The following is a 23,201-nucleotide window of genomic DNA, read 5'->3' on the forward strand; positions in this document are numbered from 1 at the left end:
CCCAACCGTGTATCGGCCTCAGCCTCAGGCCGGGTCCGGGCCGACGTTCTCGGCTCGGACCATCCGCCGCAGACTGGAGCGGGTTGCTGCAAGGTCTTCCTCGGCCTCCCGCAGGCTGTCTTCCAGCTCGGTCTTCTCCTGCCGCAGCCGGGTCGTCTCGATCATCAGTTCATCATTCTGGCGGGTCAGCTCATCCACCCGTGCCACGAGGTCTGCGGTGCCGACCTGGTCGAGTTGCTGTCCCAGCTGCCGCTGCAGAGCGGCCTTGAGCTGGTCCCGCTCGGCCCGCAGGGCGGTGACTTGCTGCCGTGACAGCTCCAGGTCCGTCTGTAGGCTCGCCGCACTCGCCGTATGTCCCGCCCGTGCCGTCCTGCGGGGCTGGCCCTCCTGCTTCTTGCGGGCGGCTTCGATGTGCTCGCGCACCCCCTCCGCGTAGACCAGCCAGTTCGACACCCTGGCGGTCTTGGCAACGCCCGCGAAGGTGACCGTCTCGCCGCGGGCAGCCATTTCGTTTACGACCGCGAGGACCTTGGCCCGCTTCTCGCGGCTGTCCTTGCGGCGAGAAGCAGCCAGGACCTCGCTGGGGGTGCGCTTGCCGGTCACGCGCTCGACTCCTGGTTGTTGATCACGGTCAGGGGCAACATGGTGCGGCCCATGGCCGCCCTGGTTTTCCTCAAGACCTTCACCGACTCCATCAGTTCCTCGCGCTCCTGCTCCGGCAGCTTCTCGATCTGCTTGCGCATGTTCTCAGCGACCTGCTTGAACGAGTCGATCTGGTCCTGCAGATTGCGGATGACGTACTCGGCTGTGCCCATCGCCAGCGCGGTCTCCTTGTCCGCTTTCAGGTCGCGGATCTGGTCCTCGATCGACGCCAGGTAGGACGGATCGGGACGGTAGAAGCCGCAGCCGGCGCACTGGAAACGGATAGGGCATGCCTGTCCGCCGGCCTTGACGTTGGACGGCTCGGTGCATCCGCCGAACGGCACCGCTACCGACCGCAGCTCGTAAGCCTTGTTCGACGCCATCGGGGCCGGGTTGCCCTCGCGGTCCACGACGTGCAGCCGCATCTTCTTGACGGCCTCCTGCTTCCGCTTGAGGGAAACCTTGTAGTACCGTGCTGTGGTGTTGGCACTCTTGTGATCCATGAGCTCTTTGAGCACGTCGATCGGAACCCCGGCGTCTGCGTGCCGCTGAGCGTAGGAGTGCCGGAACGCGTAGGGAAAGATCTTCTCCCGGTCGAAGGGGACCGGGAGGCCGTTCTGGCCCGTGCCCTCCGAATGGATCGACTCCAGCGACTGGACCCACTGCCGCAGTGCCCGGGAGAAGACGCCCGACTCCATGTGCGGGTACCGGCTCGTTTCGGAGATGGCCGGGAAGAGGTAGGCGCCGCTTCGTGCCGGCGCGGCGACCAGGCTCTCTCGGCGCTTGGCCCACGCCTGGAGATCAGCGGCGGTCTCCCGGGTGATCGGCAGACGTCGGCGGTGCCGCTTGCTCTTGTAGTTGTTCCAGACCAGGAAGCAGTCCTTGTCCGCGAACTCCAGACAGTCCCGCTTCAGGCTTGCTACCTCACGCGGGCGTCGGCCGGTGTCCCGCATGACCCGGTAGACGGTCTGGAGCATTGCCTCGATGTCGGCCGCCGAGTAACCGCGGTAGGGGAAGTCGCGGCCCAGCCCCTCAAGGTGGGAGTCCAGCTGGCGGATCACCGACTCCGGGATGGCCTTGCCGATCTCGTCCTCGTTCGACTCCTCGCGCACGATCCGGTGCGCGCTGTGCCGGGAGAACGTCCCGTGCAGGTCATCCAGGAGACCCGCACTGCGACCGAAGTCCAACACTGTGAACAGCGCGGTCAGCTGAGCACCGCGATTGCTGCTGGTCTGGAGTTCGCCGTCCTCCTTGCGCAAGTCACGGAAAGCATCCACGACCAAATTCATCTCGGCGAACCGGAGTTCAGTCGGATCCATCCCGCCACCCGGCAGTCGGCTCAGGACCTTTGAGGTGACCGTGCAGGCAAGCACATGCCTGCGGAACCGGTCGCTGGCCGGACGGGTCGAGCGTGCCCATTCCATGACGGCCTCACGCAGCCAGGGCTGCCTGATCACTGAGAAGTCCACGCTGCCGCTGCGGTTCCGCGGGCCTTCGTTGCGGAACGTCGTCGGATTGCCCACCGCCTTCATGTCCCAGACCAGCTTGTCTGTGGGCTCGATACCCCGGAGCTGGTCGTATCCCTGATTGATCGTCCAGCCGATGTCCCGGATCAATGCCTCGACGTTCCTGCCCGTCGGTCGGGAAGGTTCGAAGACCTCAGGCCCTCCTGCCAGCAGACTGGGCACTCCTGTGAGCCGCTGGATGGCGCTGCGCAGAGAGCCCGGGTCCACGTACTGGTTGCGCAGGTCGCGCTGCTGAATGGCGTAGAGCACCTCCAGCCGCCCCAGCTTGCTCAGCGGGGCCAGGGAGAACTGGTGAGCGGACAGGTACGGCGTCTCGTGCGCGATCCAGCCGCTCAGGTCCGGGTCGTGATCGACAGACTCGCAGTGTTCCCGCCAGCGCCGGGTATGAACGCGGCACAGGCCGGAGTGGATCGCCATCTGCTCCAGCGTGCAGGCCAGTACCTGGCACTTGTCCAAGCGGGCCTTGAAGGGGATGGCGACATCGCGCATCCACTCCTCCAGTGTCCCGTCGAATGGTCTCCGCCGAGCGGCAGCCCGGCTCGCCTTGATCCACTGGACGCTGTGGTTCCGGCAAAGCCCGACGCTGTGGTACTCACGCGGACAGCGGACACCGTTCCGTTCCACCGAGCACGTATCCACATCGGTGTAGCTGCGGTTGGGTGCCGGCCGGAAGACGGTCTTGAATTCCTCCTCGCTCAGCCCACTCGCCCGGAACGCGTTCGCGCAAGCCGTGCACCTTCCGGCGCGGGCCTTCTGCACGACCGTGCAACCCTCGGTGATGCAGAGCCACCCGGCCGTCCGCGGATTATCGACATCGCCCGTGAACAGCATCGACTCCGCGTTCCACTCACCCTGCCGCCAGTCCTCGATCAACTGAGACCGCAGCCAGTCCTCCCACGTCTTCAAGTCGGGGCCGGACTCGGAGGATATATCGATGACCTTCGCGAGGTTCCCGCTCACGCCTGCACCTGGCCCTTCCGAATAGCTGCGACCCGCTCCACGGCCTCCCGCTTGTCCTCATCCGTGGCGTGGACGTACGGCTCCATCGAGGACGGCGAGACGTGCCCCATCAGGTTCTGCACCACGTCCCGCGGCGTCTTGTTGCGGATCCATGTGGTCGCTGCGGTGTGCCGCAGCATGTGCGGCCGAGCCGGGAATCCAGCCCTCCCCGCCAACCGGTCGAACAAGTCCTTCGCGTTGTGGTAAGTCATCGCCCGTCCCAGGGGGGACCGGAACAGATTGACGAACACCATGTCGACATCGGCAGCCTCAGCCACCTCGTCCCGCTCGAACACGTAGTCCGCGTAGAGGGTCACCAACTCGTCCGTCACCGGGATCCACCTGGGCATCCGGGCCTTGGCCAGAGCCCCGTTAGAGTTCACCCGCCGCCGAACGTGGACGTGTGGGCCGGCGACCTGGCAGCCCAGCCCCGCCGAGTTCGACAACAGGTGCATGTCCTCACGTCGCAGCCCCAGGGCCTCGCCGATCCGCATCCCCGTGCCGCCCAGCAGGGCCACCAGGAACCGGTCCCTGGCCCGGGTCGTGAGGCCGACAAGAGTCGCGAACTGCTCGGCATTCAGCCATTCGTAGCCCTCGACGGCCACCGAGAACTTGATCGCCTTCGCCCGCACCGTACGGAACTGGCCGTCCTCGCCCGCGTCATAGCCTGGCGGCAGGTAGGACAGGTACTTCTGCTCGGACAGCTGAGAGACCGTCTCGGGGGTCACCCACCCCTGCTGGCTGCAGAACTGCAAGAACCCGCAGACCGTCGTCATGATCGAGTTGGCGGTCTGCTGCTGCCGGTAGCGCGGTTCCGCCTGCGCCTTGGCCCCCTTGGGTGGCAACGGCTCGTCCGCCATCCAGTGAAGGAACCGGGCCAGCCACGGCAGGCCCGGCCTCCTCCAGTCCAGACCGTGGTCCGCGCAGTACGACAGGTACAGAGCAACGCGGCCGGCGTACGTGCGCTCGGTGTTGATCGACCGGGATGCCATCCGAAGGCTCGCAAGGAAGGCGCACGCCTCCATGTGCAGCTCGTACTCGGAAGAGATCACCACCCACGACACGGACTCATCGCGGGGCGAGATGGCGCGTTCAGCCGTGTACCGAGAGGGCATGGCAGTGAACGTACCAGAGGTGCCAGACACCTAGTAGATACCTTTCAGGGAGGTGATGACTGGCACTCAGAACTCATGTGCCAGAGAGTCAACAGTTCCTGAAGATAACGAGGGAGAGGTGCTTCGCCGCCGTGGTGCGGGTGATGTCGAAGCGGTCGGCGTCCGGGCCGTGAGCCTTCGCGTCGCGGCCCGCCGCCGAGTAGCCGGCGAGGACCGGGGTGCCCCGGGGGATGAGGGTGCCGTCGATCGTGAGGTCGCGGGTGGGGTAACGGAACGGGAAGTAGCTCACCGGACTGTCCCAGCGCAGGGTCTCCTCGACCACGTCCGCCCACGTGGCCCGGCCTTCGAGGACGAGCGCGAGCTGCTCGCGGTGGCCGCAGAGCGCCCGTACGGCGTTGGTGACGAGGTTCAGCGTGGTCTCGTGGCCCGCGATGATCATCAGGAGCAGGGTGCCGATCAGCTCGGGCTGACTCAACCGGTCGCCGCCCTCTTCCCGGGCGGCGATGAGCGCGCTGGTGAGGTCGTCGCCGGGTTCGCGGGCCTTGTCCGCGGCGATGGAGCCGAGGAGCTCGACGAGTTCGCGGTTGGCGGCGACGGCTTGCGCGGGCTCGGTGTCGGTGGCCACGACGAGGCTGGAGAGGCGATGCAGCCGGTCCTGGTGGGCGGGGTCGACGCCGAGGAGTTCGCAGATGACCCCGAGAGGCAGCGGCAGCGCGTAGTGGCGGCGCAGGTCGGCGACGCCTCCGCCCGTTCGGGCCGCCTCGGCGAGTCCGTCGAGGAGCCCCGCCGTGACGGCCTCGACGCGCGGGCGGAGCTCTTCGACCCGGCGCGCGGTGAAGGCACTGCTGACCAGGGCGCGCAGCCGGCGGTGGTCGGCGCCGTCCGCCGTGGTCATGCCAGGCACGGTGGCGAAGGTGCGCAGCGGCCAGCCGTCGGGTATCCGGCCCTCGGTGAGGGCGGTGAAGTGCTGGGCGCCCTTGGCGACGTCGGGGTGCGAGAGGAAGTCACGGAGGGCGTCGTGGCCGAGGACCGCCATGCCCTCGATCTCGCCGGGCAGGACCACGGGGGTCACGGCGCCCTCGGCGAGGAGCCGGGCGTTGGCCGCGTGCGGGCAACCGCCGGCCGGGTCCATGAGGTGCGGCGGCCGGCCGGGGGCAGCGCTGTGCGGGGTGTTCACGGAGGGCACTCCTGACGACGAGGGTGGGCGTGTGCGGCGCTCGGGTGGTCGGATCCTACGCAACGGGCGTACCGGGGACTCTGTTCGGCAACAAGCAGTGCTACGAGGCTTCTTGACCTCGGCCTGTCCCCGGCGGATCGGGCGGATCGAGCGGATCGGGCGTCAGTCGCCTACTCCCCCCTGCCGACCCGGCGGCTCAACGCGCCTCGGATCGAGTGACGCTGTCCGAGGCGTGGGCTTCGGCGGTGCGCCGGCCCGTCGCGCCCCGGCGGCCGAGGAGTTCTGCAAGACCTCGGCGCGTCGCGGCCACGATCACCCGGTCCCCCGGGGTGAGGACACGCTCCGGGGCGAGGCGCCAGTCCTGGCCCCGGGCAGCGGCCCCGGTGGCGTAGGGGGCGCCGTACGCGGGTGCGCTCCCGTCGAGCGCGATGACCCGCCAGGCTCCGGGCACGAAGGCCTGGGCGACCGTACGGTCCTCCAGGAGCGGGTGGTCCGCGACGTCGACGGCGGCGAACAGCAGGACCCGTCGCTCGACGGGTACGGCGCCCAGGATCTGGCGGCCCATCATGGCCCCTGCGAAGGCGGGTGCGGCCAGATGGGAGACGCTGCGGCTGCGGGTGAGCGCCCCGGGGTGGGCGGTGCGCAGAGTGCGGTAGACGGCGGTGGAGAAGTCGTCGTCGTACAGACGGAGCACGACCCGCAGGTCGGGGGCGACGGAGCGGGCGGAGAGCGCGGCCTCCAGATTGGTGATGTCGACGCTGGTCAGGGCGAGGAGGGCGTGGGCCCGGTGGATGCGGGCGGCCTCCAGGACGCCCTCCTCCGTGACGTCACCGATGACGGTGGGCACGCGCAGCCGCCGGGCGACGGCGACGCCGCGCGCCTCCGGATCGGACTCGACGCACACGACGGGGATGTCCATCCGGCGGAGCCGGGCGAGGACCCGGGTGCCGACCTTGCCCAGGCCGAGGAGGACCACGTGGCCGTGGAGGCCTCGGGGCGGGCGGCGCAGGGTGGTCGCCGTACGGAAGGTACCGAGGCCTTCGAGGAGCGCGGCGACGATCACCGGCAGCAGGAGCAGGCCGACGAACCCGGCGAGGATCTGCAGGACCTGACGGCTGGTCGCCTCGCCGATGGCGGGGTCGCCGATGGCGAAGATGTCGAGGAGCGTCAGATAGGCGGCGTGCAGGGGGTGGTCGCCGGTGGTGAAGGTCGAGGCCAGGGCCAGGGCGAGGACGGCGGCGGCCGCGCCGCCGAGGGACCAGCGCAGACGCCGGGAGAAGAGCGAGGCCACGGGCAGTCCGGTGCCGCCGAACCGGCCGGACGAGAGGGCCGGGGCCGCCGCGGTGACCGCTTCGAGGCTGACGGCGACCCTGCCCGTGGCGGCCGCCACCGTACGGTCGTCCGGCAGGAGGCGCGGACCCTCGTCACCGCTGCGCTCGGAGCCCTCGCAGCCCGCCGGGTCGCGGGCGGTGGCGGAGAGCAGCGCGAGGGTGCACCGGCCGGGGTCGGGGGCCTCCCCCTCGGGCGGCGTACGCTCGACGGCGTGCAGCAGGAGCCCGCCCGCCTGGACGACCTTGCTGGTGCCCGTGACCGCCGCCGCGGCAAGGCCGGGGGCCGCCGTGTCGACGTCCGAGAGGACGGTGGTGGCGGCATCGAGCTTCGCGGGGTCGAGTCCGGGCTCGGCTACGGCCGCGGCCTGGTCGAGGAGGGTTTCGAGGTGCTGGCCGAGCTTGCGGTTGTAGAGCCGGATGACCAGGCGCAGCCGGGGGTTGAGGCGGCGGGCGGTGAGCGCGGCCCGGATGTTGGTCTCGTCGTCCTCGTGGACGAGGGCGAGCGCTGCGGCGCGCTCGACTCCGGCGTCCGTCAGGGCCCGGTCGTCGGCCTCCGCGGACTCGACGACCCGCAGGCTGCCGGTCGGCTCGCCGCCGTCCGGATCGTCCCCGGTCGCTCCGGTGGCCGGGCCCGGTCCCGTGGTCCCGCCCGTCGCCGTCGCCCCGGCCGCCGCCGTGGTGCGGGCGACGGCGGCGGTGACGCGGCCGAAGAGGGCGATCGCCCGGCCGGTGCGGGCCTCCGGGGTGCGCGGGACGTCGGGCCGTACCGGTACGAGGAGGGTGACCCGCTCGCCGTAGATCTTGTGCAGCTCGCCGGCGAGGCGGTGGGCGAGGGCGTCGTCCCCGCAGACGATCATGTGCCCGGCGGGGGCGGTACGCGGCTGCCGCTCGGACCGGAACGCGGGCGCGCCGAAGGGACCGCCAACCGGGCCGCCCGGCGCTCGCGAAGGACCGGGCACGGAGCGGGACGCCGTGTCGCCGGCGGGAAGCACTCGCGGCGGGGACGCAACCGCGGGAGGCGCACCGACCGGAGGCGCACCGACGGAAGACGCACCAGCCGGAGGCGTACCGGCCGGCCTCGCACCAGCCGGAGGCATGCCGGCCGCGCGCACGCCCGCCGGGGGCGCACCGGCCGGGGACACGCCGTTGGCAGGCGCACCGGTCGGGGGCGCTCCGGCTGGGGACGCTCCGGTCGGGCGCGCTCCGGCGCCTTCGGTCGGAACGGCGTTGTTCTGGTTCGGGTGTGAGGGCACGTCACCAGCATGCCCTGTGTCACCGACAACAGGTGCGGGTGCCCGAGCGGTCCCTCCCTCCCCCGGGCGGGCGCACGACGCGCCGCCGTACGCCGGACCTGCTACGCCGGTCGGCGCACTCCGATCTGCGCGGTCCGCGCCTCCTCCCTACGGTGGCTGAATGATCGTCACGTCAGCTGTCCGTCATGCTGCCGCCGGTACCGCGGCGCTGCTGTTCGTGCTGCCCGCTCCGGCGGCGACGGCGTCCCCCGCTCCTCCCTTCTCCCCCGGCTCCCCCGCCTCCGGCTCCTCCCTGGAGGAGCCGACTCCGCCCGTGCGGCGGTTCGTCGACCCGGCGCGGCTCGACCGGCACGGCACGCAGGTGCAGCGGCTGCCGGGCGCGCCCGCCGTGCCCTCGGTCTCCGCGCTGTCGTGGGTGGTGGCGGACGCGTCATCGGGCGAGGTCCTCGCCGCGCGGAACGCCCACCGGAAACTGCCGCCGGCCAGCACCCTCAAGGCGCTCTTCGCGCTCACCGCGCTCCCCCACAACGACCCGTCCGAGCAGCACACCGTGGCCGATTCCGAGCTGACCGGGATCGGGGCGGGCAGCAGCCTGGTCGGGGTGAAGGAGGGGTACACGTACAAGGTCTCGGACCTGTGGAACGGGGTCTTCCTCAGCTCAGGGAACGACGCCGTGCACGTCCTCGCCGCGATGAACGGCGGCTGGAAGTCGATGTCCGAGCAGATGCAGGAGAAGGCCGAGTCCCTCGGGGCCCGGGACACCCATGTGGTGTCCCCGGACGGGTACGACGCGCCCGGGCAGGTGTCGTCGGCGTTCGACCTCGCGGTCTTCGGGCGGGCCGGGCTCCAGGATCCCGCCTTCACCCGCTACTGCTCGACGCCGTACGCGGACTTCCCCGCGGGTTCCTGGTCGTACGGCATCGCCAACACCAACCGTCTCCTCACGGGAGCGGACGGCGTGGCCCGCTACCCGGGGCTCCTCGGGATCAAGAACGGCTACACGACGAACGCGGGCAACACGCTGATCTCCGCCGCGCGCCGGGGCGGCCGGACCCTCGTCGTCTCGGTGATGAATCCGCAGGCGGGCGGCGGTCTCTCCGTCTACGAGGAGACGCGCGAGCTGCTCGACTGGGGCTTCGAGGCCGCGGGGCGGGTGCAGCCGGTGGGCTCGCTGCTGCCGGGCCGGACGAAGGCGGCGGCCGACGCGGGCACCCGGGCGGTGTCGTCCGCGCGTGACGGCAGCGGCAGCGGCAGCGGTGTCGGCGGCGGTGGCAGTGGCAGTGGCAGTGGCAGGGACGGTGCCGGTCGCGGCGACGAGGGCGGTGGCGGTGACGGCGCGGAGGAGTCCGTCTCCGTCGCGGCCGGTGCAGCGCCGCGCGCCGGGGCGGAGGCGATGGCCGCGGCCCACGACGACTCCGCGAGCGAGGACGGTTCCACTGGCCCGTCGGCCGGACTTCCCCTGACCCTGGTGGGATCCGCCTGCGCGGCGGCGCTCGCGCTGTGGGGCCGGCGACGCCGGGCGGCCCGCAGGGCCTGACCGTGTCACACCGCCACCGGGGGATCAGGACCGCCGGTCGTGCGGCGCCACTGGAGACATCGGACCGTCGTGTCGGCGACGGTCCGATGGGCGCCGCACGGTCCGGCTGCCGTGGGGGGTGCCCTTTGATCCACCGGGCACCCCCTGGGACGTACGTACCGTCAGGCTCCCACGTAGGCCGCGAGGTGTTCGCCGGTGAGGGTGGAGCGGTCGGCGACGAGCTTCGCGGGGGTGCCCTCGAAGACGATCGTGCCGCCGTCGTGGCCGGCGCCGGGGCCGAGGTCGATGATCCAGTCGGCGTGGGCCATGACCGCCTGGTGGTGCTCGACGACGATGACCGACTTCCCGGAGTCGACGAGCCGGTCGAGCAGGCCGAGGAGCTGTTCGACGTCGGCGAGGTGAAGGCCGGTGGTCGGCTCGTCGAGGACGTAGATGCCGCCCTTGTCGGCCATGTGCGTGGCGAGCTTGAGGCGTTGCCGCTCGCCGCCGGAGAGGGTGGTGAGCGGCTGGCCGAGGCTGAGGTAGCCGAGGCCGACGTCCGCGAGTCGCTCCAGGATCTTGTGCGCGGCCGGGGTGCGTGCCTCACCGGCGCCGAAGAACTCCTCCGCCTCGGTCACCGACATCGCGAGCACCTCGCTGATGTCCTTGCCGCCGAGGTGGTACTCCAGGACCGAGGCCTGGAAGCGCCGGCCCTCGCACTCCTCGCAGGTACTCGCGACCCCGGCCATCATCCCCAGGTCGGTGAAGACGACGCCCGCGCCGTTGCAGGTCGGGCAGGCGCCCTCGGAGTTGGCGCTGAACAGCGCCGGCTTCACGTCGTTGGCCTTGGCGAACGCCTTGCGGATCGGTTCGAGCAGCCCGGTGTACGTCGCCGGGTTGCTCCGCCGCGAGCCGCGGATGGCGCCCTGGTCGACGGAGATGACGTCCTCGCCGGGCGGGATGGAGCCGTGCACGAGCGAGCTCTTGCCGGAGCCGGCGACTCCGGTGATGACGGCGAGCACGCCGAGCGGGATGTCGACGTCGACGTCGCGGAGGTTGTGGGCCGACGCGCCGCGGATCTCGAGCGTGCCGGTGGGCGTCCGTACCGTCTCCTTGACGGAGGACCGGTCGTCGAAGTGCCGGCCGGTGATGGTGTCGCCCGCCCTCAACTCCTCGACGGTGCCCTCGAAGCAGACCGTGCCGCCTCCCGTACCGGCGCCGGGGCCGAGGTCGACGACGTGGTCGGCGATCGCGATCGTCTCCGGCTTGTGCTCCACGACGAGCACCGTGTTGCCCTTGTCGCGGAGGCGGAGCAGCAGGTCGTTCATGCGCTGGATGTCGTGGGGGTGCAGGCCGATGGTCGGTTCGTCGAAGACGTACGTGACGTCCGTCAGGGACGAGCCGAGGTGCCGGATCATCTTGACGCGCTGCGCCTCGCCGCCCGACAGCGTGCCCGCGGGCCGGTCGAGGGAGAGGTAGCCGAGGCCGATCTCGACGAAGGAGTCGAGGGTGTCCCGCAGCGCGGTGAGCAGCGGAGCCACCGAGGGCTCGTCGAGTCCGCGGACCCACTCGGCCAGGTCGCTGATCTGCATGGCGCAGGCGTCGGCGATGCTGACCTTCCTGATCTTCGACGCCCGGGCCCCTTCGCTGAGCCGGGTCCCGTCGCACTCCGGGCACGTGGTGAAGGTGACCGCCCGGTCGACGAACGCCCGGATGTGCGGCTGCATGCCCTCCTTGTCCTTGGCCAGGAAGGACTTCTGGATCCGCGGGATCAGCCCCTCGTAGGTCATGTTGATGCCCGCGATCTTCATGCGGGTCGGCTCGTGGTGGAGGAAGGCCTGCAGTTCCTTCTTCGTGTACTTGCGGAGCGGCTTCGCCGGGTCGACCAGGCCCGACTCGCTGTAGAGGCGGTAGTTCCAGCCGCCCGGGGTGTAGCCGGGGATGGTGAGCGCGCCCTCGTCGAGCGACTTGGAGTCGTCGTAGAGCTGGGTGAGGTCGATGTCGGACACGGTGCCGCGGCCCTCGCAGCGCGTGCACATGCCGCCGGTGCGCTCGAAGCTCGCCCGCACGGCCTTCTTGTTCCCGCGCTCCACGGTGATAGCGCCGCTCGCCCGGACGGAGGGGACGTTGAAGGCGTAGGCGCTGGGCGGGCCGATGTGGGGCTTCCCGAGGCGGCTGAAGAGGATGCGCAGCATCGCGTTGGCGTCGGTGGCGGTGCCGACGGTGGAGCGCGGGTCGGCGCCCATCCGCTGCTGGTCGACGATGATCGCGGTCGTCAGTCCTTCGAGGACGTCGACCTCCGGCCGCGCGAGGGTCGGCATGAAGCCCTGCACGAAGGCGCTGTAGGTCTCGTTGATCAGCCGCTGGGACTCCGCGGCGATCGTGTCGAACACCAGGGAGCTCTTGCCGGAGCCGGAGACGCCCGTGAAGACCGTGAGCCGGCGCTTCGGGATCTCGATGCTGATGTCCTTGAGGTTGTTCTCGCGCGCGCCGAGCACACGGATGGTGTCGTGCTGGTCGGCGGCGTGCGGCACGGCCGGCTTCTTGCCCGTCCTGGGGGCCTGACTCATCGTTTCTCCTCTGTCGGACGGGGTCGCGTCGTGATCGCGTGGTTCTCGTGATCATCCCATCGCGTCGCCCGCGACACCCGGGAATCCGCGATGCCCACGACCGTCACGCTAGCCGGGGACCGATGGCCGCGCTTCTCGATTCCTGACCGGAATCGGACGGGCCGACCGGTCCCGGACGGGCTGCGCTCGGACGGACCGGACTCCGACGGGCTGGGCTCCCGCGGACCGGGCGTCGGCGGACCGGCCTACGACCAGCTGGGCTCCGACGCACGGCCCCCGCGGGCCGGACCTCGGCGTCAGGAGCCCGTCAGCCCTTTAAGGGCCTCCGCGGGCCGCCCCTGGGACACGTACCGCTCGGCCGCGCGGACCGCCTCGTGGACCGTCCGCTCTCCCATCAGCACACAGAGGGTGTACGCGGTGTCCTCGAAGCTCCGGCGAGCCGACAGGTCGCACGGCCTGGCGAGCACGGACCGCTCCTGGGTGCGGTAGTGCCGGAGCAGCCGGTCGACCGTGTTCGTGTCGGGCAACAGCATCGCGTCCTCCTTGTCTTTGGCTCCCGAGTCGCTCCATCCTGCCGGTCGTCGACCACCCTCGCGACCCGCGCGGACACGCTGCGTGACGGGGCCGGTCCCGGAGTGCGCTTCGCCCGCCCATGGCGGAGTGTCGGAGACATGAACGCGAGCACACAGCTGAGGGTGGTCGTCACCGGCGCCACCGGCAATGTCGGTACGAGCCTGGTGCGGGCGCTGGCCCGCGAGCCGCGGGTCGGCTCCGTCCTCGGGCTCGCCCGGCGGAGACCGGACCTCGAGCTGCCCGGCGTCGAGTGGGCGGAGGTCGATCTCTCCCGGGACGGGGACGAGCCACTGCTCGCCCAGCACGTGGCGGTCGCGGACGCGGTCGTCCACCTGGCCTGGCGGTTCGGCCCGACACACGATCCGGTGAAGACCTGGCGGACCAACGTCCTGGGCTCGGTGCGCGTCTTCGACGCGGTCGCGGCGGCCCGGGTGCCGGTGCTCGTGCACGCCTCCTCGGTGGGGGCGTACTCCCCCGGCCCGAAGGGCGGTGCCCCGGTGTCCGAGGCCTGGCCGACGCACGGCTGGCCCGACGCCGCGTATACCCGGGAGAAGGCGTATCTGGAACGGGTCCTCGACACCTTCGAGCGCGACCATCCACTGATCCGGGTGGTCCGGATGCGCCCGGCCTTCCTCCTCAAGGAGGAGTCGGCGAGCGAGCAGCGGCGGATCTTCGCGGGGCGCTTCTTCCCAGGCCAGCTGATGCGGCCGGAACTGCTGCCGCTGCTGCCGGAGTTCGAGGGGCTCCGCTTCCAGGTCATGCACACCGAGGACGCCGCGGACGCCTACCGAAGGGCGCTTCTCCGGGACGTCCGGGGCGCGTTCAACCTCGCCGCGGAACCGGTGCTCGACGCGGACGTCCTCGGCCGACTGCTGCACGCCCGGCCGGTGAAGGTCCCGGCAGGGGCGGTACGCGGCGCGCTGTCGGCGGCCTGGCGGCTGCGGCTCGTCCCGGCCTCCCCCGGGCTCTTCGACGCGGTGCGGCAGATTCCGCTGCTCACGACCGAGCGGGCCCGGCGGGAACTGGACTGGGAGCCGGCGGCCAGCTCGCTGGAGGCCGTGGAGGCGTTCCTCCGCGGGGTCCGTGCCGGCGCGGGCGACGACGCGGCCCCGCTGGTGGGGCATCGCGTCGGCTGACGGGCGGGGCGTCTCCGCCGCCGACGCGTGGCGGTGCCCGCGCCGGTCGTCGGTCCGTGGCACCGGCACCCGCACCCGCGCGGGCCGTCCGCCCCGCTCCTCACCGTCAGTCCGTGCCGCCCGCCCAGTCGACGAGCCGTATCCCGGCGACCGCGGCCTCGTGGCCGCGGCAGTGGGCGCGGTGGCGGCGCAGTACGGCGTCGATGTCGAGGTGACGGGCGAACTCGGGGCGGGTGGCGAGGCGCTGGGCGTAGTCCCAGAGCGCGGGGTGTGCGGCGACGCGGTCCATAGCGGCCGCGTCCAGATGCCAGCGGTGGACGGTTTCGAGCTGGACGAGGGTGACCCAGACCTGCACGTCGGCGGCGGTCGGGCCGTCGCCGAGAACGTACGTACGGCCGGACAGGCGCCGCTCCAGGGGGCCGAGGGCCGCGAAGAGGACGCCGAGCGGGTCGTGGTGGGCGGCGTCGCGGTCGAGGCCGAGTTCACCGGCTCGCTGGGCGGCCCGGTTGACGCTCCGCTCGCACAGGTCGGCGATCGCCTCGATCTCACCCCGGTGCTCCTCGGGCAGCAGGTCGGGGCCGTCGCCGCGGAAGCGCAGGGCGAGGTCCCGCAGGGTGTCGGGCACATGGGTGCTGGCGATCCGCCCGGTCCACCCGTCGCTCAGGACGGGTGCGACGGCCGGCCCCTCGTACAGGTGGGCGCGCGCGTCGTACAGCGGGCGGAGTGCGGCGTACCCGCCGTCGGGCGTGTCCGGAGTCGCGGGGAGCACGGTCAGCGGGAGCGTGTCGTCGAGGCCGAGCAGGCCGTGGATGAGGGCGATGCTCAGACAGCCGGGACCGCGTCAAGGGTGCGGGACGCGCCACCTCCACGCCGGTGCGGAATAATGCGCGCATGCGCATTTCAGCCAGGGCCGACTACGCGGTGCGGGCCGCCCTCCAGCTCGCCGCCGCCCAGGACACGGGGCCGCTGAAGGCCGAGGCGATCGCCGAAGTCGAGGGGATCTCGCACAAGTTCCTGGAGGGCATCCTCGGCGACATGCGCAAGGGCGGCCTCGTCCAGAGCCGGCGCGGCGGCAACGGCGGCTACTGGCTGGCCGCGCCGGCCGAGTCGATCTCGGTCGCGGACGTCATCCGGTGCGTGGAGGGCCCCCTGGTCTCCGTACGCGGGGAGCGGCCCCCGGACCTGGCGTACACGGGGCCCGCCGAGTCGCTGCTCCCGCTGTGGATCGCGCTGCGCGCCAGCGTGCGCGAGGTGCTCGGGGTCTCCCTCGCGGAGGTGGCGGCGGCGGAGCTGCCGGCCGGGATCACCGCGCTCGCGGCGGAACCGGAGGCCTGGACCAACCCCTGACGGGGTGTCCGGAAAGCTGCCACCCGGCCAGTTCTCGACCAAGCCAACTCCGCACGATCGGCGTCGATGTGACGTCGCCTCACTGATCAAGACGCCCATGTCCATCTTTCGGACACCCCTTGGGTCCGGGCGACCGCCTCTGCCACTATCCCTAGTATTTCAGTGGGGATATGGGGAATCGGGTGAGGTGACGTGAGTGCGCCGAGGAAGTCGGTACGGAGAACCGCGATACGCGCCGTCCCGGCACCGGCCGCCGAGGCGGTCACGGGCCGGGCCGCCGTCCGCATCACGCCCCGTGTCCTCGAGCTCGTCGACGGGGCCGAGGGCGCCGACGCCCAGTCCGGGGGGGCCGGGGTTCGACCGCTTCTGGCGCAACGCCCGTGCGCTCACCGCCCATACACAGCCCTCCCACCGGCTCCGCGACATCGGCGACCACTACCTCAACGGCACCCACGCGCGACTCACCCTGCCGGCCTGACGGCTCGCCGGAAGGGACGGACGGTCCGGCATGTCGGGACGTCCGTGCCTCTCCCCGGGCTGCCGATGGGCCCAAGCTGGACGGAGAAGGGCCGGCCGCCCGGCGGGCCCGGCACGCTACCGACGGAGGCAGCCCGATGAGTCGTGAGATCGTCGCAGGAGTGGACGGTTCCCCGGAGAGTCTCGCCGCGGCCGACTGGGCCGCGCGCGAGGCGCTCCACCGCGGGCTCCCGCTACGGCTCGCCCACGCGTGGCGCTGGGAGCCCCTCGACATCCCGCTGGCCCAGGACCGCGCGGCCCAGGAGCGGGCCGCCGACGAGGTGCTGCGCGCGGCCGAGGCGACGGTCGCGCGCCGCCACCCGGACGTCACCCTCTCCGCCGAGGTGCTCCACGACACCCCGGTCGCGGCGCTGCTCGGCACCGAGCCGCGGGCCGAGATGCTCGTCATCGGCTCGCGCGGCCACGGCGCCGTGACAGGCTTCCTGCTCGGCTCGTACGGGCAGCAGATCATCGCCGCCGCCGGCCGCCCCGTGGTCGCCGTCAGGTCCCGCGACGGCGAGCCCGCCGAACCGCCGGTCGGCGACGTCCTCGTCGGCCAGCTCGGCGGCCCCGAGGACAGCGCCGCGACGCTCGGCTTCGCCTTCGAGACGGCCGCCGCGCGCGGGGCCTCGGTGCGGGCCGTCCGCGCCTGGAGTCTGCCGCCCCTCTACGCGTACAGCCCGGCGTCGATGCGGCTCGCCGACGAGGCCGGCGGTCTCGTCCCGTACGAGGAGAAGGCGCTGCGCGAGGCGTTGGCGCCCTGGCGGGAGCGGTTCCCCGAGGTTCCGGTCACGGAGCACGTCGAACTGGGCAGCGCGGGGCAGGTGCTGCTCTCCGCCTCGGGGGCCGCCCAGCTCCTGGTGGTCGGGCGGCGGGCCAAACGCGGCGCCCTGGGGCAGCGCATCGGGTCCGTGGCGCACGCGGCGCTCCATCTCGCGCCGTGCCCGGTGGCGGTGATCCCGCAAGGCTGAAAGGCTCTGACGTGCGTTGACGCGTCGGGTTGACGAGGAGTGTCGGGATGGCCGGGGCCGGAAAGGGTTATCGCCGTCGTCCCGGTCGCTCTCTCCAGCGCCGGACCGTCCGGCGACCTCGGCGAGAGAGCGGAGCTCCATGCGGCACCACGGCCATCCCGGTCACCCCGACAACCCTGAACACACCGAACACACCGAACACACCGAACACACCGAACATACCGGAGTCCCCGAACACACCGGAGTCCCCGGACGCCCCGGATGCCCCGGATGCCCCGGATGCCCCGGATGCCCCGAGGACGCTCAACACCCCGAACCCGCCGAGCACCTCGCACACGACGAGCACGTCGTGGGCCTAGATCACCCCGTGCGGGACGGCGGGCGGCACCGGAAGGGACGCGGGTCGCGGCGGCGCGGCGCTCCTCGGCGTCCGGGCTTCCGGGCCGCCGTCACGGCCGCCGGGGCCGCGTCCTTGGTCCTGACGGTGGCGGCCGGGGTGTACGTGGCCTCCCCCGCCCCGGCAGCCGGTCCTCCGGTCGCCGCCGCACCCCCCTCCCTCCCGGGCGCGGAGGCGGCCGCGCCCACGCCGGAGCGGCGGACCGACCGCGCCGCCGACCGGGCGCGGCAGCCGGGCGTAGCCACCGGCGCCGGAGCCGAGGCCGGTACGGGAGCCGAAACCGGTGCCGGGACCGGCAGCGGGACGGATGGCGAGGCCGCCGGCGGGCAGGTCTCGGAGTACGTCCGGCAGGTCGTCGCCCTCGCCAATGCCGAGCGGGAGAGAGCCGGCTGCGGTCTGCTCCGCACGGAAACCCGCCTGCGGACGGCCGCCCAGGGTCACGCCGACGACATGGCCGCGCGCGACTACTACGAGCACGACAGCCCGGAGGGCCGCGACGCCGGCGACCGGATGACCGGCGCCGGATACGCGTGGTCGACGTGGGGGGAGAACATCCATCGCGGCCCGAAGACCCCGGCCCAGGCGATGGACGACTGGATGGACAGCCCTGGACACCGCGAGAACATCCTCAACTGCTCCTTCAAGGACATCGGCGTCGGAGTGACCCTCACCGCCGACGGCCCTTGGTGGGTGCAGAACTTCGGCGCCAAGGGCTGACCGGGCAAGCCCCGCCTCCGCCGGGAGTTCAGGAGGCGGGTGCCGCCAGTTTCTGCACCCAGATCGTGCCGCCGGGACCGGGCGCCGACGCCACACCGGTGTCCCGGTACCGGCAGTCCAGCATGTTCTCCTCGTGCATCGCCCCGTCCATCCAGCCGTCGACGACGGCCGCCGGGTCCGCCGTCCCCCGGGCCAGGTTCTCGGCCCAGGCGCTCCAGTCGTACCCGGCTGCGGTGATCCGCGCGTCCGCGAAGTCGCCCTCCGGACCGCTGTGCCCGTAGTAGCCGCGCGCGGCCATGTCGCGCGCGTACTCCCGGGCCGCCGCGACCAGTCGCGGATCGGTCCGCAGCGGGGCGCAACCCGCCGCCGCCCGCAGCTTGTTGACCCTCCCTGTCACCCTCTCCTCCGCCGTGGGCGCGGGCGCGGCGGGGGTGGTGCGGCGAGGTGCCGGGGTGCGGGTCGTGGGGGCCGGGGCGGCGACGGTCGCCGCCTTGGTGGCTGACGGCGCCGGGGTGGTCGGGGGCGCGGGAACCGGGGAGGCGGCGTGGGGCCGGTCGGGTGTCACCCGTACCTCCGCCTGCCTCGGTACGAGCACGGCGAGCGCGCCGAGGACGGCGACGGTCGCGGCTCCCGCGAGGCAGGCGCGCCGTATCGGCGTCCACCGGCCCACGGGCTCGGCCGACAAGGGTTCCGCGCCGTGCCGGGCGGCGGCGGCCGTCGCCAGCGGCGGTACGAGGCCGATGCCGACGAGCAGGCCTTCGACGGGGGCGAGGGCGCGGCTTCCGGTCACCCGGCCCGTACAGGCGGCGCAGGTGCGCAGGTGGCGGGCGATCCGTTTGCGCCAGAGGGACGAGGGGTGGCCGTCCCAGGCGGTGAGGGAGTCCGTGAGCCCGGGGCACGACGGGTCGGCGTCGAGGGCGCGGACCACGACGCGGCCGGTCTCCAGGCGTTCCTTCATCCGCTGGACCCGGACGGCGGCGTGCTGCGGGGAGACGCCGAGGCCTTCGGCGAGTTCGGCGCGGGTCAGTTCTCCGGCGGCCTCCAGCCACCACAGGGAGAGGAGTTCGCGGTCCTCGTCGTCGAGCCAGCGGGTGGCGCGGGCCACCTCGCGGCGCTGCCCGGAGAGCCGGAGGCGCAGGATGGTGAGCTCGGTGAAGTCGCCGGCCGGGTCGGCGAGGTCGGCGGCCCGGTCGAGGCCGGGCACGGGGGCCTGCCGGCTATCGCGCCAGCGGCGCCGTATGCCGTTCATGGCGATGGCTATCAGCCAGGAGCGGAAGCGGGCCGGATCGCGGAGGCCGGCGAGCCCGGCGAGGGCGCGGACCATCGTCTCCTGGACGATGTCGTCGGTGTCGGCGTGGCCGTCGAGGGCGCGGCCGACGACGTTGTGGACGAGGGGCAGGTACGCGCGTACCAGTTCGTCCCTGGCGTGCGCGTCACCGGCCCGGGCCGCCTCCACCAGGGCGGTGGTGCGGCGCTCGTCGCTGTGCATGGGTCTGCTCCCTCATCCGTGATCCGAGTCCCCCGTCGTTCGGAGACCCGTGGGAGCGGGAGGGATAACACTTCTCTTCGCGCCCGGTCGTGATCCGCCGGGCAGGGTCTACAGCGATGCCCCGGGCAGTGACGGGACCGTGGCCCCGTTTCCCTCCCGGACGGCCTCCACGACCGCTTCGTGGAGATCCCGGCTCTCCTCCTCCGTCGCGCACGGAACGGGACTACCCGACATGGTGAACCAGTCGGATGCGCCGCTGTACTGCACGGCCACGCGTGCCTCGCGCTCGGCCCAGGTCGTGTGCACGGTCAGATCGCCCGTGACGACACCGGCCTCGTCGGTCAGCACCCCACCTCGCCCGGTGTAGACACCGGCGGTCGTCCAAGATGCCCAGCTCATCCATCCAGGTTCACACCCGGACGGCGGATGCGCCACCGATGGGACCGCCCCGGCCGGAATCGTTCCGGCCGGGGCGGTACGCGGGGTCCGCCGGAGCGGTCCGTGTCGGTGTCGCGGCCCTCGCGGGCCGCGCGCCGGATCAGGCGAGGGAGGCGAGGGCCTCGTTCAGCGTGGCGGACGGGCGCATCACGGCCTCGGCCTTGGCCGGGTCGGGCTGGTAGTAGCCGCCGATCTCGGCCGGGGAGCCCTGGACGGCGACGAGCTCTTCGACGATCTTCTGCTCGTTGGCGGCCAGCGTCTCGGCGAGCGGGGCGAAGGCCTTGGCCAGCTCCGCGTCCTCGGTCTGGGCGGCGAGCTCCTGGGCCCAGTAGAGGCCGAGGTAGAAGTGGCTGCCGCGGTTGTCGATGCCGCCGAGGCGACGGGTCGGCGACTTGTCCTCGTTGAGGAAGGTTCCGGTGGCGCGGTCCAGCGTGTCGGCGAGGACCTGGGCGCGGGTGTTGCCCGTGGTCGTCGCGAGGTGCTCGAAGCTGGCGGCCAGGGCGAAGAACTCGCCGAGGCTGTCCCAGCGGAGGTAGTTCTCCTTGACGAGCTGCTGGACGTGCTTCGGGGCGGAGCCGCCGGCGCCGGTCTCGAAGAGGCCGCCGCCCGCCATCAGCGGGACGACCGACAGCATCTTGGCGCTGGTGCCCAGCTCCAGGATCGGGAAGAGGTCGGTCAGGTAGTCGCGGAGGACGTTGCCGGTGACCGAGATGGTGTCCTCGCCGCGGCGGATGCGCTCCAGGGAGAACTTGGTGGCCTCGACCGGGGACATGATCCGGATGTCCAGGCCCTCGGTGTCGTGCTCCGGCAGGTACTGCTCGACCTTGGCGATGATCCGGGCGTCGTGGCCGCGGTTCTCGTCCAGCCAGAAGACGGCCGGGGAGCCGGTGGCGCGGGCGCGGGTGACGGCGAGCTTGACCCAGTCCTGGATGGGCAGGTCCTTGGTCTGGCAGGCGCGGAAGAGGTCGCCCTCGGCCACGTCCTGCTCCAGGACGACGTTGCCCGCGGAGTCGACGAGGCGGACGGTGCCGGCCTCGGCGATCTCGAAGGTCTTGTCGTGGGAGCCGTACTCCTCGGCCTTCTGCGCCATCAGGCCGACGTTCGGGACGGAGCCCATGGTCGACGGGTCGAAGGCGCCGTGGGCGCGGCAGTCGTCGAGGACGACCTGGTAGACGCCCGAGTAGCTGTGGTCCGGGAGGACCGCGAGGGTGTCGGCCTCCTGGCCGTCCGGGCCCCACATGTGGCCGGAGGTGCGGATCATGGCCGGCATCGAGGCGTCGACGATGACGTCGGACGGCACGTGCAGGTTGGTGATGCCCTTGTCGGAGTCGACCATCGCGAGAGCGGGGCCGGCGGCGAGCTCGGCGTCGAAGGACGCCTTGATCTCCTCGCCGAGACCGTGCGGGAGGGACTCCAGGCCCTTGAGGACGCCGCCGAGGCCGTCGTTCGGGGTGAGACCGGCGCCGGCGATGACCTCGCCGTACTTGGCGAAGGTCGCCGGGAAGAAGGCGCGGACGACGTGGCCGAAGACGATCGGGTCGGAGACCTTCATCATCGTGGCCTTGAGGTGCACGGAGAAGAGCACGCCCTCGGCCTTGGCGCGGGCGACCTGCTCGCTGAGGAAGGTGCGCAGCGCGGCGGCGCGCATGACGGCGGCGTCGACGACCTCGCCGGCGATGACCTTCAGCGGCTCGCGGAGCTCGGAGACGGTGCCGTCGGCGGCGGTGAACTCGAAGCGGAGGGTGTCGTCCTGCGCGATGACGGCGGACTTCTCCGTGGAGGCGAAGTCGTTCTCGCTCATCGTGGCGACGTTCGTCTTGGACTCGGGGGTCCAGGCGCCCATGCGGTGGGGGTGGGCCTTGGCGTAGTTCTTGACCGAGGCGGGGGCGCGGCGGTCGGAGTTGCCTTCGCGCAGGACCGGGTTGACGGCCGAGCCCTTGATCTTGTCGTAACGGGCGCGGACGTCCTTTTCCTCGTCCGTCCGCGGGTCGTCCGGGTAGTCCGGGAGGGCGTAGCCCTGCGCCTGGAGCTCGGCGATCGCGGCCTTCAGCTGCGGGATGGACGCCGAGACGTTCGGCAGCTTGATGATGTTGGCGCCGGGCGTCCTGGCGAGCGCGCCGAGCTCCGCGAGGGCGTCGGCGATGCGCTGGCCCTCCTCCAGGTACTCCGGGAAGACGGCGATGATGCGGCCCGCGAGCGAGATGTCACGCGTCTCGACCGTGACACCGGCCTGCGAGGCGTACGCCTGGATCACGGGCAGGAACGAGTACGTCGCCAGGGCAGGCGCCTCGTCAGTGTGGGTGTAGATGATGGTCGAGTCAGTCACCGGGTGCTCCGCTCCACGTCTGCGTCTGCGAGATTGCTCGACATCAAGATATCTCGTGATCGCGGTCCTCCGTAAAGGGCCCCACGACCTCGCCGTCGCGCGGCGCTCCCGCGGCCTCCACGAAGGGGCCGCCGAGGCGGTACGGGGCGGCGGCCCCGTCCACGTCGACGCGGCGGAGCAGGGTGAGCAGGAGCAGTCCGGCGGCGGCGGTGACGCCCGCGGCGAGGGCCTGTCCACAGCGGTGGGCGAGCCGGAGCTCGGCCGGGTCGTAGGGGGCGGTGGCGGGCAGGGCGAGGGTGTCGCCGAGGAGCCAGAACCCGGCGGCGAGCCCCGCGGCGGCGAGGGCGGCGAGCGGGACGGTGGCGAGGAGGACGTGCGGGAGGGGTCCTCGGGCGGCGGGGCGGATCCTGCCCTTGCGGGCGAGGAGGGTGACCAGGCCGCAGAAGACCGCGAGGACGACGAGGGTGGCGGCGATGAGGTCGCCGGGGCGGTGGTCGCCCGCGGCGACGGTGTAGGCGCCGACGGCGCCGGCCCAGAGGGCGCCGGCGAGGACGGTGAGCCCGCGGAGCCGGTACGGGACGACGAGGGCGAGCCCGAAGGCGGTGCCGAGGGCGAGGGTGGTCTGCGCGCTGGGGAAGCCGCTCTGGAGGAGGGCGCCGCCGGTGTCGAGGAGGCGCGGGCGTGGCGCGTACCGCTGGAGGAGGCCCGTCAGTGCGAGGGAGGTGACGAGGGCGCCGGCGACGGCGCCGGTGAGCGCGTACCGCTTGCGCAGGAGGCCGACGGCGAGCAGCAGGACGCCGCCGAGTATGAGGGAGAGCGTGGTGAGCCCGGCGAGCGAGGGGTGCTCGCGGAGCAGGGTGGCGGCAGCGGTGTCGGCGCGCCGTCCGGTGAGGGCGGCGTCGCCCCAGCGGCGGCCGGTCGCGGTGAGCACGAGGCCCGCGTAGACGACCGTGAGGAGGAGGACGGTCCCGAGGCAGGCACGCCGGGTCCGCGTGCGGACCCTGGTGCTGAACGAGCCGGCGGCCTCGCCGGCCACGGCGGCGTACCACCAGGTGGCGCCGGTCTCCAGCGGCCTCGGGGAGCCGCCGGCGCGGAGCCTGTCATAGGAAGCCATGCCCTGATTCGAACCCATGGGCGGCGGACCCGCCCGCTGGACGCACCC

The 23,201-nt window shown here is 72.3% G+C and carries 18 protein-coding genes; 6 read left to right on the plus strand and 12 right to left on the minus strand.

Annotated features, from left to right (window positions below):
* Positions 1-24: 24 nt before the first annotated feature.
* From ACWFR1_RS27430 to ACWFR1_RS27450, 5 genes are all read right to left on the minus strand, one after another.
* A complete protein-coding gene (locus ACWFR1_RS27430) occupies positions 25-603 on the minus strand; it encodes a DUF6262 family protein (RefSeq protein WP_453555549.1) in 579 nt (192 codons plus the stop codon).
* Complete coding sequence (locus ACWFR1_RS27435) at positions 600-3,128, minus strand: tyrosine-type recombinase/integrase (RefSeq protein WP_453555550.1); 2,529 nt, start codon at positions 3,126-3,128, stop codon at positions 600-602. Before ACWFR1_RS27435 ends, ACWFR1_RS27430 begins: the two co-directional genes overlap by 4 nt.
* Entirely contained in the window at positions 3,125-4,282 is a 1,158-nt protein-coding gene (locus ACWFR1_RS27440; RefSeq protein WP_453555552.1) for a tyrosine-type recombinase/integrase, read from the minus strand. Before ACWFR1_RS27440 ends, ACWFR1_RS27435 begins: the two co-directional genes overlap by 4 nt.
* Positions 4,283-4,370: 88 nt before the next feature.
* On the minus strand, positions 4,371-5,459 hold the full coding sequence (locus tag ACWFR1_RS27445; protein WP_453555554.1) for a cytochrome P450 family protein: 1,089 nt from the start codon (positions 5,457-5,459) through the stop codon (positions 4,371-4,373).
* A gap of 196 nt (positions 5,460-5,655) precedes the next feature.
* Positions 5,656-7,647, minus strand: a complete 1,992-nt coding sequence (locus ACWFR1_RS27450; protein ID WP_453555556.1) for an NAD-binding protein — start codon at positions 7,645-7,647, stop codon at positions 5,656-5,658.
* A 556-nt stretch (positions 7,648-8,203) separates the two neighbouring features.
* Between ACWFR1_RS27450 and ACWFR1_RS27455 the strand changes: the two genes are divergently transcribed.
* Complete coding sequence (locus ACWFR1_RS27455; RefSeq protein WP_453555558.1) at positions 8,204-9,580, plus strand: D-alanyl-D-alanine carboxypeptidase family protein; 1,377 nt, start codon at positions 8,204-8,206, stop codon at positions 9,578-9,580.
* A gap of 161 nt (positions 9,581-9,741) precedes the next feature.
* On the opposite strand, the gene ACWFR1_RS27460 is transcribed toward ACWFR1_RS27455, so the two are convergent.
* Both ACWFR1_RS27460 and ACWFR1_RS27465 read right to left on the minus strand, forming a co-directional pair.
* The gene (locus ACWFR1_RS27460; RefSeq protein ID WP_453555560.1) at positions 9,742-12,129 is read right to left on the minus strand and encodes an ATP-binding cassette domain-containing protein; all 2,388 of its coding nucleotides are present in this window, start codon (positions 12,127-12,129) and stop codon (positions 9,742-9,744) included.
* A gap of 296 nt (positions 12,130-12,425) precedes the next feature.
* Positions 12,426-12,662 (minus strand): DUF5133 domain-containing protein, encoded by a 237-nt coding sequence (locus ACWFR1_RS27465; RefSeq protein ID WP_453555562.1) that lies wholly within the window; start codon positions 12,660-12,662, stop codon positions 12,426-12,428.
* Between the two features lie 138 nt (positions 12,663-12,800).
* Here ACWFR1_RS27465 and ACWFR1_RS27470 point away from each other — a divergent pair, with 138 nt between their 5' ends.
* Positions 12,801-13,838 (plus strand): NAD-dependent epimerase/dehydratase family protein, encoded by a 1,038-nt coding sequence (locus tag ACWFR1_RS27470; protein ID WP_453555564.1) that lies wholly within the window; start codon positions 12,801-12,803, stop codon positions 13,836-13,838.
* Between the two features lie 106 nt (positions 13,839-13,944).
* Here ACWFR1_RS27470 and ACWFR1_RS27475 read toward each other — a convergent pair whose 3' ends face one another.
* Entirely contained in the window at positions 13,945-14,607 is a 663-nt protein-coding gene (locus ACWFR1_RS27475; RefSeq protein WP_453555566.1) for a glutathione S-transferase C-terminal domain-containing protein, read from the minus strand.
* Positions 14,608-14,729: 122 nt separating this feature from the next.
* Here ACWFR1_RS27475 and ACWFR1_RS27480 point away from each other — a divergent pair, with 122 nt between their 5' ends.
* The 4 genes from ACWFR1_RS27480 (at position 14,730) to ACWFR1_RS27495 (ending at position 17,786) form a co-directional block, all read left to right on the plus strand.
* Positions 14,730-15,185, plus strand: a complete 456-nt coding sequence (locus ACWFR1_RS27480; RefSeq protein ID WP_453555568.1) for an RrF2 family transcriptional regulator — start codon at positions 14,730-14,732, stop codon at positions 15,183-15,185.
* A gap of 295 nt (positions 15,186-15,480) precedes the next feature.
* The gene (locus ACWFR1_RS27485; protein ID WP_453555570.1) at positions 15,481-15,663 is read left to right on the plus strand and encodes a hypothetical protein; all 183 of its coding nucleotides are present in this window, start codon (positions 15,481-15,483) and stop codon (positions 15,661-15,663) included.
* Positions 15,664-15,799: 136 nt separating this feature from the next.
* Positions 15,800-16,672 carry a universal stress protein gene (locus ACWFR1_RS27490; protein ID WP_453555572.1) on the plus strand — a complete coding sequence of 291 codons (873 nt, stop codon included), beginning with the start codon at positions 15,800-15,802 and terminating at the stop codon, positions 16,670-16,672.
* 472 nt (positions 16,673-17,144) lie between these two features.
* Positions 17,145-17,786: a CAP domain-containing protein gene (locus tag ACWFR1_RS27495; RefSeq protein WP_453555574.1), complete on the plus strand. Its 642-nt coding sequence runs from the start codon at positions 17,145-17,147 to the stop codon at positions 17,784-17,786.
* Positions 17,787-17,814: 28 nt separating this feature from the next.
* Here the strand turns inward: ACWFR1_RS27495 and ACWFR1_RS27500 are convergent, their stop codons facing one another.
* The 4 genes from ACWFR1_RS27500 to ACWFR1_RS27515 all read right to left on the minus strand — a co-directional run bounded on the left by ACWFR1_RS27500 (position 17,815) and on the right by ACWFR1_RS27515 (position 23,153).
* On the minus strand, positions 17,815-19,275 hold the full coding sequence (locus ACWFR1_RS27500; protein ID WP_453555576.1) for a sigma-70 family RNA polymerase sigma factor: 1,461 nt from the start codon (positions 19,273-19,275) through the stop codon (positions 17,815-17,817).
* A 108-nt stretch (positions 19,276-19,383) separates the two neighbouring features.
* Positions 19,384-19,674 carry a hypothetical protein gene (locus ACWFR1_RS27505; protein ID WP_453555578.1) on the minus strand — a complete coding sequence of 97 codons (291 nt, stop codon included), beginning with the start codon at positions 19,672-19,674 and terminating at the stop codon, positions 19,384-19,386.
* A gap of 139 nt (positions 19,675-19,813) precedes the next feature.
* Positions 19,814-22,039 carry an NADP-dependent isocitrate dehydrogenase gene (locus ACWFR1_RS27510; RefSeq protein WP_453555580.1) on the minus strand — a complete coding sequence of 742 codons (2,226 nt, stop codon included), beginning with the start codon at positions 22,037-22,039 and terminating at the stop codon, positions 19,814-19,816.
* A 43-nt stretch (positions 22,040-22,082) separates the two neighbouring features.
* Positions 22,083-23,153, minus strand: a complete 1,071-nt coding sequence (locus ACWFR1_RS27515) for a phosphatase PAP2 family protein (RefSeq protein WP_453555582.1) — start codon at positions 23,151-23,153, stop codon at positions 22,083-22,085.
* Positions 23,154-23,201 lie beyond the last annotated feature (48 nt).

This window comes from Streptomyces sp. NPDC055103, assembly GCF_053607625.1.

Excerpts from the sequence above, each read along its gene's own strand:
- ACWFR1_RS27480 (WP_453555568.1), top strand. The coding sequence starts at position 14,730 with ATGCGCATTTCAGCCAGGGCCGACTACGCGGTGCGGGCCGCCCTCCAG.
- ACWFR1_RS27500 (WP_453555576.1), bottom strand. The coding sequence starts at position 19,275 with ATGCACAGCGACGAGCGCCGCACCACCGCCCTGGTGGAGGCGGCCCGG.
- ACWFR1_RS27455 (WP_453555558.1), top strand. The coding sequence starts at position 8,204 with ATGATCGTCACGTCAGCTGTCCGTCATGCTGCCGCCGGTACCGCGGCG.
- ACWFR1_RS27465 (WP_453555562.1), bottom strand. The coding sequence starts at position 12,662 with ATGCTGTTGCCCGACACGAACACGGTCGACCGGCTGCTCCGGCACTAC.
- ACWFR1_RS27450 (WP_453555556.1), bottom strand. The coding sequence starts at position 7,647 with ATGATCGTCTGCGGGGACGACGCCCTCGCCCACCGCCTCGCCGGCGAG.
- ACWFR1_RS27460 (WP_453555560.1), bottom strand. The coding sequence starts at position 12,129 with ATGAGTCAGGCCCCCAGGACGGGCAAGAAGCCGGCCGTGCCGCACGCC.
- ACWFR1_RS27440 (WP_453555552.1), bottom strand. The coding sequence starts at position 4,282 with ATGCCCTCTCGGTACACGGCTGAACGCGCCATCTCGCCCCGCGATGAG.
- ACWFR1_RS27490 (WP_453555572.1), top strand. The coding sequence starts at position 15,800 with ATGAGTCGTGAGATCGTCGCAGGAGTGGACGGTTCCCCGGAGAGTCTC.
- ACWFR1_RS27515 (WP_453555582.1), bottom strand. The coding sequence starts at position 23,153 with ATGGCTTCCTATGACAGGCTCCGCGCCGGCGGCTCCCCGAGGCCGCTG.
- ACWFR1_RS27470 (WP_453555564.1), top strand. The coding sequence starts at position 12,801 with ATGAACGCGAGCACACAGCTGAGGGTGGTCGTCACCGGCGCCACCGGC.
- ACWFR1_RS27505 (WP_453555578.1), bottom strand. The coding sequence starts at position 19,674 with ATGAGCTGGGCATCTTGGACGACCGCCGGTGTCTACACCGGGCGAGGT.